This is a genomic window from Stenotrophomonas thermophila, assembly GCF_001499715.1.
Taxonomy (GTDB): domain Bacteria; phylum Pseudomonadota; class Gammaproteobacteria; order Xanthomonadales; family Xanthomonadaceae; genus Stenotrophomonas; species Stenotrophomonas hibiscicola.
This window is the reverse complement of record NZ_CVIW01000024.1, coordinates 36,743-51,528: the sequence shown is the minus strand read 5'-3', so window position 1 is coordinate 51,528 and position 14,786 is coordinate 36,743. Positions and strand designations below refer to the sequence as shown.

The following is a 14,786-nucleotide window of genomic DNA, read 5'->3' as shown; positions in this document are numbered from 1 at the left end:
AAGGGCAAGATCGCGAAGCTGGCGCTGCAAGCGCTGCTGCAACCGTCTCCCTGGTGAAATTAGCGCTGTGGCACCACCCGATCCCATCCCGAACTCGGAAGTGAAACGCAGCTGCGCCGATGGTAGTGTGGCTCAAGCCATGCGAGAGTAGGTCATCGCCAGGGTTTACACCCAAAACCCCGCTGCTTACGCAGCGGGGTTTTTCTTTGTGCGTAGCAAACGCCGGTAGTGCCGGCCGCTGGCCGGCAACCCGATGGCGTTACATCGCCCGGTAGATTCATGCCATGCGTGGGCGAGATGGTCCCCGCGGAAGGCGGTGCCAACCAAGGTTGGCACCCACCAATGGCAGAGCGCACAAAAAAAGCGGCGCCCCACGGGGCGCCGCTTTGACCTCAACGATGTTCAGTCGAGCATGGCTCGACCCTACTTTGCAGCGGCCGCAGCCTTGTTCTTCATCATCGCGTCGCGGGCAGCCTTGAATGGGTTGCCTTCGTACCAGTTCGGCCAACGATCGCCACCGGCCAGTTCCTTGCCCACGCCGTACATCAATTGAAGGTCTTCGACGGTACCGTCCAGCTTCCAGGTGGACGCGTCGAACTCGTCCTTCGGGCCGTGGTAACGGCTGGCGCCGTAGTCGGCTGCGGCCTTGCGGCCAGCGTCAACGCCGCCCTCGCGCAGGTCCTCGCCGCCATCGGCGTACAGGGCCGGCACGCCGGCCTTGGCGAAGTTGAAGTGGTCCGAGCGGAAGTAGAAGCCGCTCTGCACCGACGTCTCACCATGTAGCGTGCGGTCCTGGGCAGCGGCCAGCGGCTTGAGGATGTCCTCCAGCTCCGAACTGCCGAAGCCGGTGACGGTCACGTCCTTGGCACGGCCGGCCACTGACATCGCGTCGATGTTGATCACGCCAGCAATCTTGTCCAGCGGGAAAGTCGGATGGGCAACGTAGTACTTCGAACCCAGCAGGCCGGATTCTTCCAGGGTCACCGCCAAGAACACCACCGAGCGCTCCGGCTTCGGATCCTGGTGCGCCATGGCTTCGGCCACTTCTAGAATACCGGCGACGCCGGTCGCATTATCGACGGCGCCGTTGTAGATGTTGTCGCCGGTCTCGCCCTCATGCTTGCCCAGGTGATCCCAGTGCGCCATGTACAGCACCGCCTCGTCAGCGCGCTTGCCACCCGGCAACACACCCACCACGTTGCGCGACTGCTTCTGTGCGATCTGGCTCTTCAGGTCGACCGCAGCGGTGGCCTTCAGCGGCACCGGCTTGAAACCGCGCTTGCTGGCATCCTTGTAGGCCTGCGCCAGGTCCAGGCCGGCTCCAGCAAACAGCGCCTTGGCCGCGTCGGCACTCAGCCAGCCCTGCACCGGAATACGGGCTTCCGGGTCATCCTTGGCCGGCAGGTCGTACTGCGGGCCAGCCCAGGAATTCTTCACCACGTCCCAGCCGTAGGACGCGCCGGCGGTGTCGTGCACGATCAGCGCGGCAGCGGCCCCCTTGCGGGCAGCCTCCTCGAACTTGTACGTCCAGCGGCCGTAGTAGGTCATGCGCTTGCCGTCGAACAGCTTCTCGTCGTCGACATGGAAGCCCGGATCGTTGACGAACATCACGACGGTCTTGCCCTTCCAGTCCTGGCCGGCGTAGTCGTTCCACTTCTGCTCCGGCGCATCGACGCCATAGCCGACGAACACCAGGTCGCTGGCATCGACCTTCACCTCGGCCTGGCCGGTACGGGTGCCGACCACCATGTCGGTGCCGAACTTCAGTTCGGTGGTCTTGCCACCCTGGGTGATCTTCAGCACGGTCGATTCATCGGCCGTGGTCTCGGTCATCGGTACATCCTGGAACCAGCTGTCGCCGTTGCCGGGCTGCAGGCCGATGCGCTGCATCTGGTCGCGGATGTAGTTGACCGTCAGTTCTTCGCCCTTGCTGCCCGGCGCGCGGCCTTCGAACTCATCCGAAGCCAGGGTCTTGACCATCTCGGCGAAGTCGCCGGCATTGATCTCCGGGGAGAACGCATGCGCGGCCGGCTTGGCAGCTGCGGTGTCGGTGGCCGGCGCGGGCGCCGGAGTGTCTTCGCCTTTGCAGGCACTGAGCGCGGCCGCAGCGGCCAGGCACAGGAGGAGTTTGCGGGGCATCGTCGATTCCTGGGTAACAAAGGGCGGCCGCGCGTCGTGCACGACCGGTGTCAGCGAGTATCACCGAACCCGAAGGCGCGGTGCGCTCAGTCCGCCGGAGCGGTTTCGGTGTCGAACGGGATCGGCTCGGCGCCGGTGACCGGGCCGATGCGCGCAGTGCGATGCACGTACAGCACCACCTCGCGTTCGAACTGCAGTGGACCCTTGACCACGGCATTCGGGCCGATGATCACACGCGGCTTGCGGCTGGCGGTCAGCGAGACACTGAAGTTCGGCTTGCGCACATGCACGCCGCCGTTGACCTGCGAACCGATACCGACGGTGATGTCACCGTTGACGGTCTCCACATCCTTGCCGACGCGGCTTTCGACCAGGCCGATGCCACCATTGACGGTCTCGACACCGCCTTCGACCTGGCTGCCGCGATCGGTGAAGATGCTGCCGTTGACGGTGCTGACGCCGCCGCTGGCGATCACTTCGCGGCCCAGGCGTACGCCGCCGTTGACCGTTTCGATCTTGCCGGTGCGCGCGCCGTCGGCGACCTTGACCCCGCCGTTGACGGTGTCGATGCTGCCGGTCTCGACGCCTTCGCCGACGCGGATGCCACCGTTGACGGTGTCCAGCTTGCCGTATCGCTGGCCGGGTTCGGCGCTGATGCTGCCGTTGACCTTGCTGATGTTCTCCTGCGCACAGACCGGCCCGGTGGCCAGCAGCACGCCCAACAGCAGCGGAATGGAAACAGTTTTCATGGCGACCTCGATGGATGTGCGGCTGGCAGGCCGCGTGCGGAGATGTCACCATTCCCCGGTAGCCCCCGCAACTGCCTGAAGTCACTGGAAAGCCCTTGCGCGACAATGCCTTCCCATCACGCCGACATCACATCGCCGCTGCCCGCGGCGGGCGCTGCCTGCTGCTGGGGCTGGCCCTGGCGCTGGCCTTGCCGCTGCCAGGTGCCGCACAGACCACCCGCGAGACCGAGCGCAAGCTGCAGAAACTGCGCAGTGAGCTGAAGGGCGTGGCGCAGGAGCGACGGCAGATCGAGGGCCAGCGCGGGCAGGCGTCGCAGCAGCTGCGCGAGGCCGACGAGAAGGTGGCACGCACCGGCCGAGCGCTCGCGCAGACCGAAGCCGCGCTGCGCGAGCAGGCCCAGGCCCTGGCCGAAGCCGAGCAGCGCCGCAGTACCCTGCAGGGCAACCTCGCCCAGCAGCACCGCGAACTGGCCGGGCTGCTGCGTGCTGCCTATCAGCTGGGCAACCACGCACCGCTGAAACTACTGCTGTCGCAGGATACCGTGGCCGATGCGAATCGTGCCCTGGCCTACCATCGCTACCTGCAGCGCGAGCGTGCGCAGCGCATCACCACGCTGACAGCCGACCTGAAAGAGCTGGAAGCGCTGCAGGCGCAGATCGCCGAGCGCAAGCAGAAGCTGCAGGGTGCACAGCAGGACCAGAAGCGGCAGGCAGCCGCGCTGGAAGCCGACCGTCGCGATCGCGCCAAGACCGTGGCCTCGCTGGACGAACGCTTCAAGGACCAGCGCGAGAAGGAACAGGCGCTGGGCCAGGACGCCAAGGCGCTGGAAACATTGCTGGCCAACCTGCGAGCGGCCGCTGCCCGTGCCGAGGCCGAGCGCCGCGCGGCTGCACGCCGTGCGGCAGTGGAGAAGGCCGCCGCCGAACGTGCTGCACGCCAGGCCGCCGCACAGGGCCGGCCGCCACCGCCACCGACCAAGGTACCGCCTGCGGTCGCATCGGCACCGGCGCCGAAGGTGGGCGGCCTGGGCTGGCCTTTGTCCGGCAACCTGCTGGCCCGGTATGGCGGCAAGCTGCCCGATGGCCGCACCAGCAGTGGCGTGCTGATCGGCGCACCGGCTGGCAGCACGGTCACCGCCGTGGCCGATGGCACCGTGGTGTTCTCCGACTGGATGACCGGCTACGGCATGATCCTGATCGTCGACCACGGCAACGGCTACATGAGCCTGTACGCGCACAACGACACCCTGCTGAAGGATGCTGGCGCGCGGGTCAGCCGCGGTGATGCAGTGGCCAAGGTCGGCAATTCCGGCGGCCAGGGTGTCACCGCGCTGTACTTCGAGCTGCGTCGTGGCGGGCAGCCGGTCAACCCGGATAGCTGGCTGCAGCGGCGCTGAATCCGGCTCGTTACGCACGGGCCGGATTCAACGGGAATTTAGCTGTGCTTCGCGCATAATCGGCGCATGTGCCTTGGGCACCATGCCACCGTCGACAGGAGTGATCCATGCGCGCAGCCCGTACCGCCACCCTCTTGCTGGCCCTGTTGCCAGCGCTGTCCTGGGCGCAGCAGACCGCGCCCGCCCCAAGCCAGGAAACCAGCGGGCAGGCAGCGAACAGCGAAGAGGCGGTGACCTCGAAGGTGCCGCTGGAGGACATCCGCCGGTTCGTGGCCGTGTACAACGCGGTGCGCGCCGCCTATGTCGACCCGGTCGATGACAAGAAGCTGATGCAGTCAGCCGTGCGTGGCCTGCTGCTCGACCTTGATCCGCACAGCACCTACTTCAACAAGGAAGACGCGCAGGCTTTCGACGAGCAGGCCAACGGTGCCTACGAGGGCATCGGCGTGGAGCTGCAGCAGCAGCCGGACAACGCCAGCATGAAGGTGATCGCGCCGATCGACGACACGCCGGCAGCCAAGGCCGGCATCCTTGCCGGCGATTTGATCATCGCCATCGACGGCAAGCCGATCAGCGCCATCGATGCGAGTGAACCGCTGCGCGGCCCAGCCGGCAGCAAGGTGGTGCTGACCATCGTGCGCGAAGGCAAGCCGAAGCCGTTCGATGTCAGCCTCACCCGCCAGACCATCCGCGTGACCAGCGTGCGCAGCCGCCTGCTGGAACCCGGGTATGGCTACATCCGCCTGAGCACCTTCCAGGCCGATACCGGCTCGGACTTTCAGAAGCACGTGCAGCAGCTGCAGAAGCAGTCCGGTGGCCAGCTCAAGGGCCTGGTGCTGGATCTGCGCAGCAATCCGGGTGGCCTGCTGACGGCCGCCGTGCAGGTAGCCGACGATCTGCTCGACAAGGGCAACATCGTCAGCACCCGTGGCCGCATCAGCATCAGCGATGCCCGATTCGACGCGACCCCAGGCGACCTGCTGAAGGGTGCACCGGTGGTGGTACTGGCCGATGCCGGTTCGGCCAGTGCCTCGGAAGTGCTCGCCGGCGCGCTGCGCGACAACAAGCGCGCCCGCGTGGTTGGCAGCCGCACCTTTGGCAAGGGCTCGGTGCAGACCGTGCTGCCGCTGGACAACGGCGATTCGGTGAAGCTGACCACCGCGCGCTATTACACGCCCAGCGGCAAGTCGATCCAGGCCACCGGCATCGTGCCGGATGTTGAGTTGAAGCCCGCCGCTACGTCGGCGGAGGATGCCCTGCCGGCCAGCCTGAGCGATTACAGCGAAGCCACCCTGCCAGGCCATCTGCGCGGCGACGACGAAGGCACCGAGGGCTACCTCGCCGGTGCGGTGCTGCCGGGCGATGGCCCGATCAACGACGCGCTGGCTGAGCTCAAGAACCCCGGTTCGGTGGCCGCACGGTTGAAGGCCGAGGCCGAGAAGGCGGATGCGGCCAAGGCCGCGAAGGCCGCTGCGGCGAAGCCGGAAGCGAAGGTCGAACCTAAGCCGGAAGCAAAGCCGGAAGCAAAGCCCGCACCGGCCCCAGCGAAGCCGTGAGGTAGCGCCGGGCCATGCCCGGCGTCGGCTCAAGGGCGGAAGAAGAAAACAAATGCCGGCCAGCGGCCGGCACTACCCGGGCGGTCAGAAGCCGTGGCGCTTGCGCAGTCGGCGGGCGATGGCCGCCCGCACGTAGACCCCGTACACCACGCCGAACACGAAGCCGCCGATGTGCGCCCACCAGGCCACCATGCCGAAGCTGGGGCCGATGTGGGCGAACACCACCTGCAGTGCCGCCCAGACGCCGATCAACAGATAGGCCGGCGCGCGCACGAACTCCAGGAACAGGCCGAGCGGGATCACCACGCCCAGCCGCGCGCCAGGGAACAGGGCCAGATACGCACCGATCAGGGCCGACACCGCGCCACTGGCGCCGATGATGATCTGGTCCGGGCTGCCCATGGTGTAGATCGCCACCAGGTTCGACACTGCGCCGCCGACCAGGAAGAGCAGCAGCAGCCGCCACGGCCCCAGCACCCGCTCGGCGGGCAGGCCGAAGATCAGCAGGAACACCAGGTTGCCCAGCAGGTGTGACCAGTCGGCGTGCAGGAACAGCGCGGTGAACAGGCGCAGCACGCTGCCGTCCTGCAGGGTCGCCCACCAGTCCAGCGGGTGGGTCAGGCCGGTGGACAGGGCGCCCCAGTCCAGCCAGAGGCTGCCGCGGGCATCGTCCGGCCGCGAGATCGACCACAGGAACGCCAACCACAGTGCCGCAAACAGCACGGGCGTGGCCCAGCGCAGGGCCGCCTTCTTGCGGGACGGGAGGGAGACGAACATGGCACTAGCCTAGCGTGCGGGCGCTTGCGGCGGGGATTGTCCTGTTCAGCTTTCGAGACGGGAAAACCGACCGCACCGTTATTGTTTCATTAACGGCTCTGGGTAATACTCGCATACGGCGTCGTATGTCGGGAGGGGAATCCGGCGCGCTCCGATGGGTCCCAGGACCTGGCGGGCGCAGGCGCACTCAGAGCACCATCACCGCTTACCGGAGAGAGAGAACTACGATGCAAACCGCTTCCACCATTGCCCGACTGACCCTGCTGGCCGTCGGCGTTGCCGGTGCGCTGGCCGCCGCCGATGCCAATGCTGCCGCCTTCCAGCTGAAGGAAAACAGCGCCAAGGGCCTGGGCCGCGCGTTCGCCGGCTCCACCTCGACCGAAGGTGACGCCTCGGTCATCGCCACCAACCCGGCCTCCATGCGCCTGCTCGACGGCACCCTGGTCCAGGGCGACGTCAGCGCCATCAGCTTCGGCGCCAAGTTCCGCGGCCAGGGCCAGTACGGCAACGGCGCGCCGATTTCCGGTGGCAACGGCGGCGACGCCGGCATGATCGCCCCGGTTCCGGCCGCGTACTTCCACGTGCCGTTCGGCGAGAACGACAACATGCACTTCGGTGCGTCGCTGACCGTGCCGTTCGGCTTCAAGACCGAATACGACCGCGACTGGGTCGGCCGCTACAATGGCGTCAAGACCGAGCTGCAGGCGATCGACCTGGGCGTGGCGTTCTCCTATGACGTCAACCCGTACCTGTCGTTCGGTGCTTCGGTGTTCGCTGAGCGCCTGAACGTCGACCTGACCAGCGCTGTCGACACCGGCACCGCGATCAACGCCAGCGCCCAGCGCACGGCTGCGGCGCGCGTCCTGGCTGCCGGCGGCACCGCTGCGCAGGCCGCTGCTGCCTCGCGCCAGGCTGCCGTGGCCATGGCCCAACAGGGCTTCGCCCCGGGCACCGCCGATGGCTACCTGCGCATCAAGGGCGACGAAGTGTCGGTCGGCTACACCCTGGGCATGACGGTCACCCCGGTGGAAGGCACCAACATCGCCTTCAGCTACCGCTCGAAGGTCGAGCACAAGATCACCGACGGCAAGGCCGACTTCACCATCCCGCAGAACGCTGCCGCCTTCCTGGCCACTGCCGCCCCGGGTACCTTCATCGACAGCAACGGCCGCGCCACCATCACCCTGCCGGCCAGCGCCACCATGGGCTTCACCCATCGCGTGAACGACCAGTGGCAGATCATGGCCGAGGTCACGCGCACGGCGTGGAGCAAGTTCGACCAGGTCACCGTCGACTATGACTCCAACCAGCCGGACAGCGTGCTGCCGTTCCACTACCGCGACACCACCTTCGCGTCGATCGGTACCGATTTCCGCGTGAACGACAAGCTGACCCTGCGTGGCGGCCTGGCCTACGACCAGACTCCGACCACCGACGCCCACCGCGACGTGCGCGTGCCGGACACCACCCGCAAGTGGCTGTCGCTGGGCCTGACCTACGCCGCTTCGGACAAGATGGAATACAGCGTGGGCTACACCCACCTGTTCACCAAGGATCCGAACATCACCTCGACCTCGGCCACTGCCAACACCGTGACCGGCAAGTACAAGGTCAGCGGCGACGTGCTGGCGGCGTCGATGCAGTACAAGTTCTGATTCGGGCGATTGCCTGAAGCAGTACGAAGGAGGCCCCGCGCAGGCGGGGCCTTTTTTTATGCATGGATGACGCTTCCGGCTCGTGACTTTATTGGGGTTGCCTGCCACCTTGCCGGGATTTACGCAGTGCAGGCGAATACAAAATGGTTGATCGTCGCTACCAGAAGCGGATGATCCGATACTGGGCTCGGGAAGAGGCCAAGGCGAACGCGACTCTGGATCGCGTGCTGGAGTCGGAATGGTTCGACTACTGGCACACGCATCTTGACTGGATGGGGCGCGGCAATCGCCATATCAGTGATCGCTTCGCCGTTGCCGCAGGGCTCCTGCGGCTGCTTGAACGGGTTGCGTCGAGCGAGCGGGAGCATGTGCAGTGTTGGGTGACGCTGGCGCCGGATACCGCTCAGAGTGCGTTGTTCCTGCATTCGCCGAATCCTCAGGGAACCCCATGGCCGCATCCGTTCGATGGCGTGATCTGGGACATCGTTCCGCCTGACTGGCTTGCGCCGTTGCTCTCTTCAGCCGGCCTGCAGCCAGGACGTTGGGGAAGCGGGGAGAGACAGCGGTTGTTGGTGCGCGCGCGGCCTTGATTCCATCCACGCGTGCTGTGGATCTATTGGACCGACGACGCAGGGCGCGGATCTACGCGACAATGGCGCGATGAACCTGTCCGACCCGAACTTCCAGCTGGAGCTGGCCGCCAACATCGCCGTCGCCGGCTCGATCCTGTTGGCCGGCCGCAACAACGTGCACACCTGGTGGCTGGGCATCGTCGGCTGTGCATTGTTTGCTGCCGTGTTCGAACGCTCGCACCTGTACGCGGACATGGTGCTGCAGTTCTTCTTCATCGCGATCAGCGTGCTGGGCTGGTGGCAGTGGCTGCGCGGCGATCATGGTGCGCCGTTGCCGATCACTTCCCTGCGACCGCGTGCCTGGGCCTGGCTGGCGCCGCTGGCGGTGGTGGCCACGTTCGGCTACGGCTGGATGCTGACCCGCTTGACCAATGCCTACGCGCCATACATCGATTCGGCGGTGCTGGTGCTGAGTGTGATCGCGCAGATCCTGATGATGCGGCGCAAGCTGGAATCGTGGTGGGTGTGGCTGCTGGTGAACACCGTGGCGGTGCCGCTGTACTACAGCCGTGGCCTGCATCTGACCTCGATCCTGTACGTGGGTTTCTGGATCAACGCGCTGGTGGCACTGCGCCATTGGCGGCACCTGATGCGGGACGAGGCCAGGGCGGCCAATGCCGCTGCCTGAGCGCGTTGCACGCGGCCTGGTGGTGGGCAAGTTCTGCCCGATGCATCTCGGCCATGAACGACTGATCGACTTCGCCGCCACGCGCTGCCAGCAGCTGCTGGTGATCGGCTGGTCGCAGCCGGGCTTTGCCGGCTACAGCGCTGCTCGCCGCGAACGCTGGTTGCGTGCGCGCTTCCCCCGGGCAACGGTAGCGGTGCTGGATGATGCGCGGCTGGCAGCCCTGTGTGCCGAACATGGCGTGCCGCCACGCGCGTTGCCGCACGACAGCGACAGCGAGCAAGTGCAGCGCATGTTCACCGCCTGGCTGTGCCAGCACCTGTTCGGTGGCCCGGTGCAGGCCGTATTCACCGGCGAGGACTACGGTGACGGCTTCGCGCAGGCGCTGGCCACGCACTTCGGTGCGCCGGTACGCCATGAGCGGCTCGAACGCGCATTGGACGTCGGGCAGGCGTGCGGCACCCAGCTGCGCGCCGATCCGCACGCGCACCGCCATGGTCTCGCACCGGAGGTGTACGCCGGATACGTGCAGCGCGTGGCCTTCATTGGTGGCGAGTCCAGTGGCAAGACCACGCTGGCGCGGGTGATGGCCGAGCGCCTGCACACCGCCTGGGTGCCGGAGTTCGGCCGCACGCTGTGGGAGCAGCAGGGCGGCAAACTGCAGCCCGAGGATCTGCTTCGCATCGCAATGGCCCAGCCGCAGCATGAAGACAAGGTTGCGCGGCGGGCGCATCGCTGGCTGTTCTGCGATACCACGCCGCTGGTGACGCTGGGCTACAGCGGCTGGATGTCTGGTACGGCGCCGGAGGCACTGCGGCAGGCTGCATTGCGGCCGTATGACCTGCTGTTCCTGTGTGCGCCAGATATCCCGTTCGACCAGGACGGCACTCGGGTGGGCGAAGCCTTCCGGGCGCAGCAGCATGCGTGGTACGTGCGCGAGCTGCAGGCGCGGGGCGTCGAACACGTGCTGCTGGAGGGCGATCTGGAAGCGCGCATCGCGCGCGTGCAGGGCGAGCTGGCGAAGCGGGCGGACAATCGGTTCAGTGTCGCCTTGCCTCTGTAGAGCCGAGCCCACGCTCGGCTGCGCCAGAAAAGCCGAGCATTGGCTCGGCTCTACAGCCGGAAAAGCCGAGCATGGGCTCGGCGCTACAGCCGGAAAAGCCGAGCGTGGGCTCGGCGCTACAGCCGGAAAAACCGAGCGTGGGCCCGGCTCTACAGGAAGCAAGGCATAAAAAACCCCGCTTTCGCGGGGTTTTTCGTTCACTGCATCAACCGGGCGATCAGTCGCCCAGGGTCAGCAGCGAGGCGTTACCGCCGGCGGCGGTGGTGTTCACCGTCACCGTCTTTTCGGTGGCAAAGCGCAGCAGGTAGTGCGGGCCGCCGGCCTTCGGGCCGGTGCCGGACAGGCCCTGGCCGCCGAACGGCTGCACGCCGACCACTGCACCGATCTGGTTGCGGTTGACGTACACGTTGCCGACGTGGACGCCGTTGCTGATGCGGTCAACGGTTTCGTCGATGCGCGAATGCACGCCCAGGGTCAGGCCGTAGCCGGTAGCGTTGATCTGGTCGATCACCGCGTCGAGCTGGTCGCCCTTCCAGCGGATCACGTGCAGGACCGGACCGAAGACTTCCTTCTGCAGCTGGCCCAGGTCCTTCAGTTCATACGCGCGCGGTGCGAAGAAGGTGCCGTTGGCGGTTTCGGCGGACAGCTCGGCGGCGGCGATCAGGCGCGCTTCGCGGTCCATGCGCTCAGCGTGGTCCTGCAGGATCTTCAGCGCATCTGCGTCGATCACCGGGCCGACGTCGGTGGACAGCAGGCCGGGGTTGCCGACCTTCAGTTCCTTCATCGCACCGGCCAGCATGGTCATCACCTTGTCGGCGATGTCGTCCTGCACGAACAGCACGCGCGCGGCCGAGCAGCGCTGGCCGGCGGAGGTGAAGGCCGAACCGATCGCGTCCTTGACCAGCTGTTCCGGCAGCGCCGACGAATCGGCGATGAAGGCGTTCTGGCCGCCGGTCTCGGCAATCAGCACACCGATGGCGGCGTCACGCGCGGCCATCGCGCGGTTGATCGCACGGGCGGTGTCGGTGGAGCCGGTGAAGGCCACGCCGGCCACGCGCGGGTCGGCGGTCAGCGCGGCACCGACGGTGGCACCGTCGCCCGGCAGGAACTGCACCACCTCGGCCGGCACGCCGGCGTCGTGCAGCAGCTTCACCGCGTAGTAGCCGATCAGGTTGGTCTGCTCGGCCGGCTTGGCGATGACGCTGTTGCCGGCGGCCAGTGCAGCGGCCACCTGGCCCAGGAAGATCGCCAGCGGGAAGTTCCACGGGCTGATGCAGACGAACACGCCGCGGCCGTGCAGCTGCAGCTCGTTGGATTCACCGGTCGGGCTCGGCAGCTTCTCGGCGTGGCTGAACTGCTCGCGCGCCTGCTTGGCGTAGTAGCGCAGGAAATCCACGGCTTCGCGCACTTCGGCGATGCTGTCGGGCAGGCTCTTGCCGGCTTCCTTCACGCACAGCGCCATGAACTCCGGCATGCGCGCTTCCAGCTGGTCGGCGGCGTGTTCGAGGATGGCGGCGCGGCTGGCGGCCGGGGTGCGGTTCCAGGCCGGCTGTGCGGCCACGGCGTTGGCCAGGGCCTTCTGCACGGTGGCGGCATCGGCGGCCAGCCACTGGCCGACCACTTCGCGGGTGTCGGCCGGGTTGGTCACCGGCAGCGCGGCGCCGGCCGGGTTGGCACCCGGTACCAGTGGAGCGGCCTGCCACGGCTTGACGGCCGCGTTGATCTGCTCGGCCAGGGCGCGCAGTTCGTTGTCGTTGGCGAGGTTGGCGCCCATGGAGTTCTTCCTGTCGTGGTTCTGGCTGCGCAGCAGGTCAACCGGCAGCGGGATCTTGGGATGCGGAATCGATTCGAACGAGGCGACCATCTCGACCGGATCGCGGATCAGGTCGGCGATCGGCACGCGCTCGTCGGTGATGCGGTTGACGAAGCTGGAGTTGGCGCCGTTTTCCAGCAGGCGGCGCACCAGGTACGGCAGCAGGTCTTCATGCGAACCGACCGGCGCATATACGCGGCACGGCAGGCCCAGGCGGTCGGCCGGCACCACTTCGGCGTACAGGTCATCGCCCATGCCGTGCAGCTTCTGGTGCTCGTACACGCCGCCGTTGGCGATGCTGCGCACCGCGGCGATGGTGTGCGCGTTGTGCGTGGCGAACATCGGGTAGATCGCGTCGGCATGGGTGAACAGCCGCTTGGCGCAGGCCAGGTAGGACACGTCGGTGTTCTGCTTGCGGGTGAACACCGGGTAGCCCGGATAGCCTTCGATCTGCGCGCGCTTGATCTCGGCATCCCAGTAGGCGCCCTTGACCAGGCGCACCTGCAGGCGGCGACCGGCGCGGCGCGCCATGTCGGCCAAGTGGTCGATCGTGTACGGCGTGCGCTTCTGGTAGGCCTGCACGACCACGCCGAAGCCATCCCAGCCGGACAGCGAGGCGTCGGAGAACACCTGCTCGATGATGTCCAGCGACAGTTCCAGGCGGTCGGACTCTTCGGCGTCGACGGTGCAGCCGATACCGTAGCTCTTGGCCAGCTGTGCCAGTTCCAGCACGCCCGGCACCAGGTCCTTCAGCACGCGCTCGCGCTTGGCGTGCTCGTAGCGCGGGTACAGTGCCGACAGCTTGATCGAAATGCCCGGGGCGTTGTTGACGTCGCCGTCCGGTCGGCCGCCGCGTGCCTTGTGATCGCCACCGATGGCGTGGATCGCACGACGGTAGTCTTCCAGGTAGCGCAGCGCGTCCTTCATGGTCAGCGCGCCTTCGCCCAGCATGTCGAAAGAATAGCGGTAGCTCGCGTTGTCGCCCTTGTGCGAGCGCGACAGCGCTTCGCTGATGGTGCGGCCCATGACGAACTGGTGGCCCATGATCTTCATCGCCTGGCGCACGGCCAGACGCACCACCGGCTCACCGACGCGGCCGACCAGGCGCTTGAACGCGCTGGGGGCATCGGCGCGGGTGGCGTCGTTCATCTGCACCAGCTTGCCGGTCAGCATCAGGCCCCAGGTGGAGGCGTTGACCAGCACCGAGTCGCTGCCGCCCAGGTGCTTTTCCCAGTCGGCATCGGCCAGCTTGTCGCGGATCAGCTTGTCGGCGGTGTCCTGGTCCGGAATGCGCAGCAGTGCCTCGGCCACGCACATCAGCAGCACGCCTTCCTCGCTGCCCAGGTCGTACTGGCGCATGAAGGCTTCGATGGCGCCCTGGTCCTTGGCACGCACGCGCACGCGGCCGACCAGGTCGGCGGCCAGCGCCTGCACCCTGGCCTGTTCCTCGGCGGGCAGGCGGGCCTGCGCCAGCAGTTCACGCACGTGGCTCGCCTCGTCCTTCAACCAGGCATCGGTGATGGCCTGGCGGAACGGGTTGGGGGGCGCCGGCAGTTCCGGCGACAGCAGCGCGCCGGGACGCGGAGCGTCGTGGGCGGCAGGGGAGGAGGAAGGTGCGTTCATGCCGGTCCGGCCAATGGAAAACTTGGCGATTTTAATCATTTTTGAGCTCATCGGAAGTGCCGCGGAGACACCTTCATGACGCGCTGATAGTCCCTAGCTGCGGTGCATTCAGCGTGTTCAGCAAGCTCGGCAATATTTGTGCTGAATTCGTCATCCGTGCCGCCGACCTCATGCTGTGTTGCAGCATCGGAAAATGTGTGAATGCACCCTTGCTACCGGCGAGAGGGCGGGGCTACCATCGGGACGTTTCCCGCGGCAGGAACGCGGTTGCGACATGATCGAGGTGCTTCCAGCTCCGGATGGGTCAGGTACGCAGCTGCGGCTGCGTCCCCCACGGGCGCTCGATGCCCGGCAGTTCGTCCTGTTGTTCACCGTGTTGTCGGGTGCGATGTGGCTGGTGTCCGCCCTCGGGTGGTTGGCCGGCAATGCGTTCGCCCCCCTGTTCGCGCTGCTGTACAGCCTGGTGCTGGCGGCGGCGCTGCGTGCCTTGTGGCGCAGCGGTGAACGGCAGGAGGAGATCCGGGTAGTGCCGGCGTACGTGGAGGTCATCCCCGTACCCGGTGGATCGCCGGTGTTCCGGGCCCACCCCCATTGGGTGCGCCTGCTCACCGACGATGAGAGGGTCCGGCTGGCGTCCAGCGGCCGGCAGGTGGAGGTGGGGAGTTTCCTCGCGCCGGCCGAACGTCAGACGCTTGCAGAGACACTTGAAAGCTTGCTCGCCGCCAGCGATGGCGGCAACCGACGACGCTAAGGGTCT

At 66.9% G+C, this 14,786-nt stretch carries 11 protein-coding genes and 1 rRNA gene; 8 read left to right on the top strand and 4 right to left on the bottom strand.

Annotated elements, in window-relative coordinates:
• Positions 1-49: 49 nt before the first annotated feature.
• A 5S ribosomal RNA gene (gene rrf / locus BN1263_RS12485) occupies positions 50-164 on the top strand.
• Positions 165-423: 259 nt separating this feature from the next.
• Here the strand turns inward: rrf and BN1263_RS12480 are convergent.
• The gene (locus BN1263_RS12480; protein ID WP_058981518.1) at positions 424-2,139 is read right to left on the bottom strand and encodes a M28 family metallopeptidase; all 1,716 of its coding nucleotides are present in this window, start codon (positions 2,137-2,139) and stop codon (positions 424-426) included.
• An 86-nt stretch (positions 2,140-2,225) separates the two neighbouring features.
• Positions 2,226-2,888: a DUF4097 family beta strand repeat-containing protein gene (locus BN1263_RS12475; protein WP_058981516.1), complete on the bottom strand. Its 663-nt coding sequence runs from the start codon at positions 2,886-2,888 to the stop codon at positions 2,226-2,228.
• A gap of 95 nt (positions 2,889-2,983) precedes the next feature.
• On the opposite strand from BN1263_RS12475, the gene BN1263_RS12470 reads away from it, so the two are divergent.
• Both BN1263_RS12470 and ctpA read left to right on the top strand, forming a co-directional pair.
• Positions 2,984-4,285, top strand: coding sequence for a murein hydrolase activator EnvC family protein (locus tag BN1263_RS12470; RefSeq protein ID WP_058981514.1), 1,302 nt, complete (start codon positions 2,984-2,986; stop codon positions 4,283-4,285).
• Between the two features lie 107 nt (positions 4,286-4,392).
• The gene (ctpA, locus tag BN1263_RS12465) at positions 4,393-5,841 is read left to right on the top strand and encodes a carboxyl-terminal processing protease CtpA (protein ID WP_058981504.1); all 1,449 of its coding nucleotides are present in this window, start codon (positions 4,393-4,395) and stop codon (positions 5,839-5,841) included.
• 84 nt (positions 5,842-5,925) lie between these two features.
• Here ctpA and BN1263_RS12460 read toward each other — a convergent pair whose 3' ends face one another.
• The gene (locus BN1263_RS12460; RefSeq protein WP_019662230.1) at positions 5,926-6,618 is read right to left on the bottom strand and encodes a rhomboid family intramembrane serine protease; all 693 of its coding nucleotides are present in this window, start codon (positions 6,616-6,618) and stop codon (positions 5,926-5,928) included.
• Positions 6,619-6,845: 227 nt separating this feature from the next.
• On the opposite strand from BN1263_RS12460, the gene BN1263_RS12455 reads away from it, so the two are divergent.
• From BN1263_RS12455 to BN1263_RS12440, 4 genes are all read left to right on the top strand, one after another.
• Complete coding sequence (locus tag BN1263_RS12455; RefSeq protein WP_058981503.1) at positions 6,846-8,273, top strand: outer membrane protein transport protein; 1,428 nt, start codon at positions 6,846-6,848, stop codon at positions 8,271-8,273.
• Positions 8,274-8,416: 143 nt separating this feature from the next.
• Positions 8,417-8,863, top strand: coding sequence for a hypothetical protein (locus BN1263_RS12450; RefSeq protein WP_058981502.1), 447 nt, complete (start codon positions 8,417-8,419; stop codon positions 8,861-8,863).
• Between the two features lie 70 nt (positions 8,864-8,933).
• A complete protein-coding gene (pnuC, locus tag BN1263_RS12445; protein WP_049416799.1) occupies positions 8,934-9,533 on the top strand; it encodes a nicotinamide riboside transporter PnuC in 600 nt (199 codons plus the stop codon).
• Positions 9,520-10,593 carry an AAA family ATPase gene (locus BN1263_RS12440; RefSeq protein WP_058981501.1) on the top strand — a complete coding sequence of 358 codons (1,074 nt, stop codon included), beginning with the start codon at positions 9,520-9,522 and terminating at the stop codon, positions 10,591-10,593. The genes pnuC and BN1263_RS12440 overlap by 14 nt, the downstream gene beginning before the upstream one ends.
• A gap of 217 nt (positions 10,594-10,810) precedes the next feature.
• Here BN1263_RS12440 and putA read toward each other — a convergent pair whose 3' ends face one another.
• Positions 10,811-14,029 (bottom strand): bifunctional proline dehydrogenase/L-glutamate gamma-semialdehyde dehydrogenase PutA, encoded by a 3,219-nt coding sequence (putA, locus tag BN1263_RS12435; RefSeq protein WP_058981500.1) that lies wholly within the window; start codon positions 14,027-14,029, stop codon positions 10,811-10,813.
• A 274-nt stretch (positions 14,030-14,303) separates the two neighbouring features.
• Between putA and BN1263_RS12430 the strand changes: the two genes are divergently transcribed.
• Positions 14,304-14,780 carry a DUF2244 domain-containing protein gene (locus BN1263_RS12430; protein ID WP_004153894.1) on the top strand — a complete coding sequence of 159 codons (477 nt, stop codon included), beginning with the start codon at positions 14,304-14,306 and terminating at the stop codon, positions 14,778-14,780.
• The last annotated feature ends 6 nt before the right edge of the window (positions 14,781-14,786 follow it).

Excerpts from the sequence above, each read along its gene's own strand:
- ctpA (WP_058981504.1), top strand. The coding sequence starts at position 4,393 with ATGCGCGCAGCCCGTACCGCCACCCTCTTGCTGGCCCTGTTGCCAGCG.
- putA (WP_058981500.1), bottom strand. The coding sequence starts at position 14,029 with ATGAACGCACCTTCCTCCTCCCCTGCCGCCCACGACGCTCCGCGTCCC.
- BN1263_RS12480 (WP_058981518.1), bottom strand. The coding sequence starts at position 2,139 with ATGCCCCGCAAACTCCTCCTGTGCCTGGCCGCTGCGGCCGCGCTCAGT.
- pnuC (WP_049416799.1), top strand. The coding sequence starts at position 8,934 with ATGAACCTGTCCGACCCGAACTTCCAGCTGGAGCTGGCCGCCAACATC.
- BN1263_RS12475 (WP_058981516.1), bottom strand. The coding sequence starts at position 2,888 with ATGAAAACTGTTTCCATTCCGCTGCTGTTGGGCGTGCTGCTGGCCACC.
- BN1263_RS12460 (WP_019662230.1), bottom strand. The coding sequence starts at position 6,618 with ATGTTCGTCTCCCTCCCGTCCCGCAAGAAGGCGGCCCTGCGCTGGGCC.
- BN1263_RS12430 (WP_004153894.1), top strand. The coding sequence starts at position 14,304 with ATGATCGAGGTGCTTCCAGCTCCGGATGGGTCAGGTACGCAGCTGCGG.
- BN1263_RS12440 (WP_058981501.1), top strand. The coding sequence starts at position 9,520 with ATGCCGCTGCCTGAGCGCGTTGCACGCGGCCTGGTGGTGGGCAAGTTC.
- BN1263_RS12455 (WP_058981503.1), top strand. The coding sequence starts at position 6,846 with ATGCAAACCGCTTCCACCATTGCCCGACTGACCCTGCTGGCCGTCGGC.
- BN1263_RS12450 (WP_058981502.1), top strand. The coding sequence starts at position 8,417 with ATGGTTGATCGTCGCTACCAGAAGCGGATGATCCGATACTGGGCTCGG.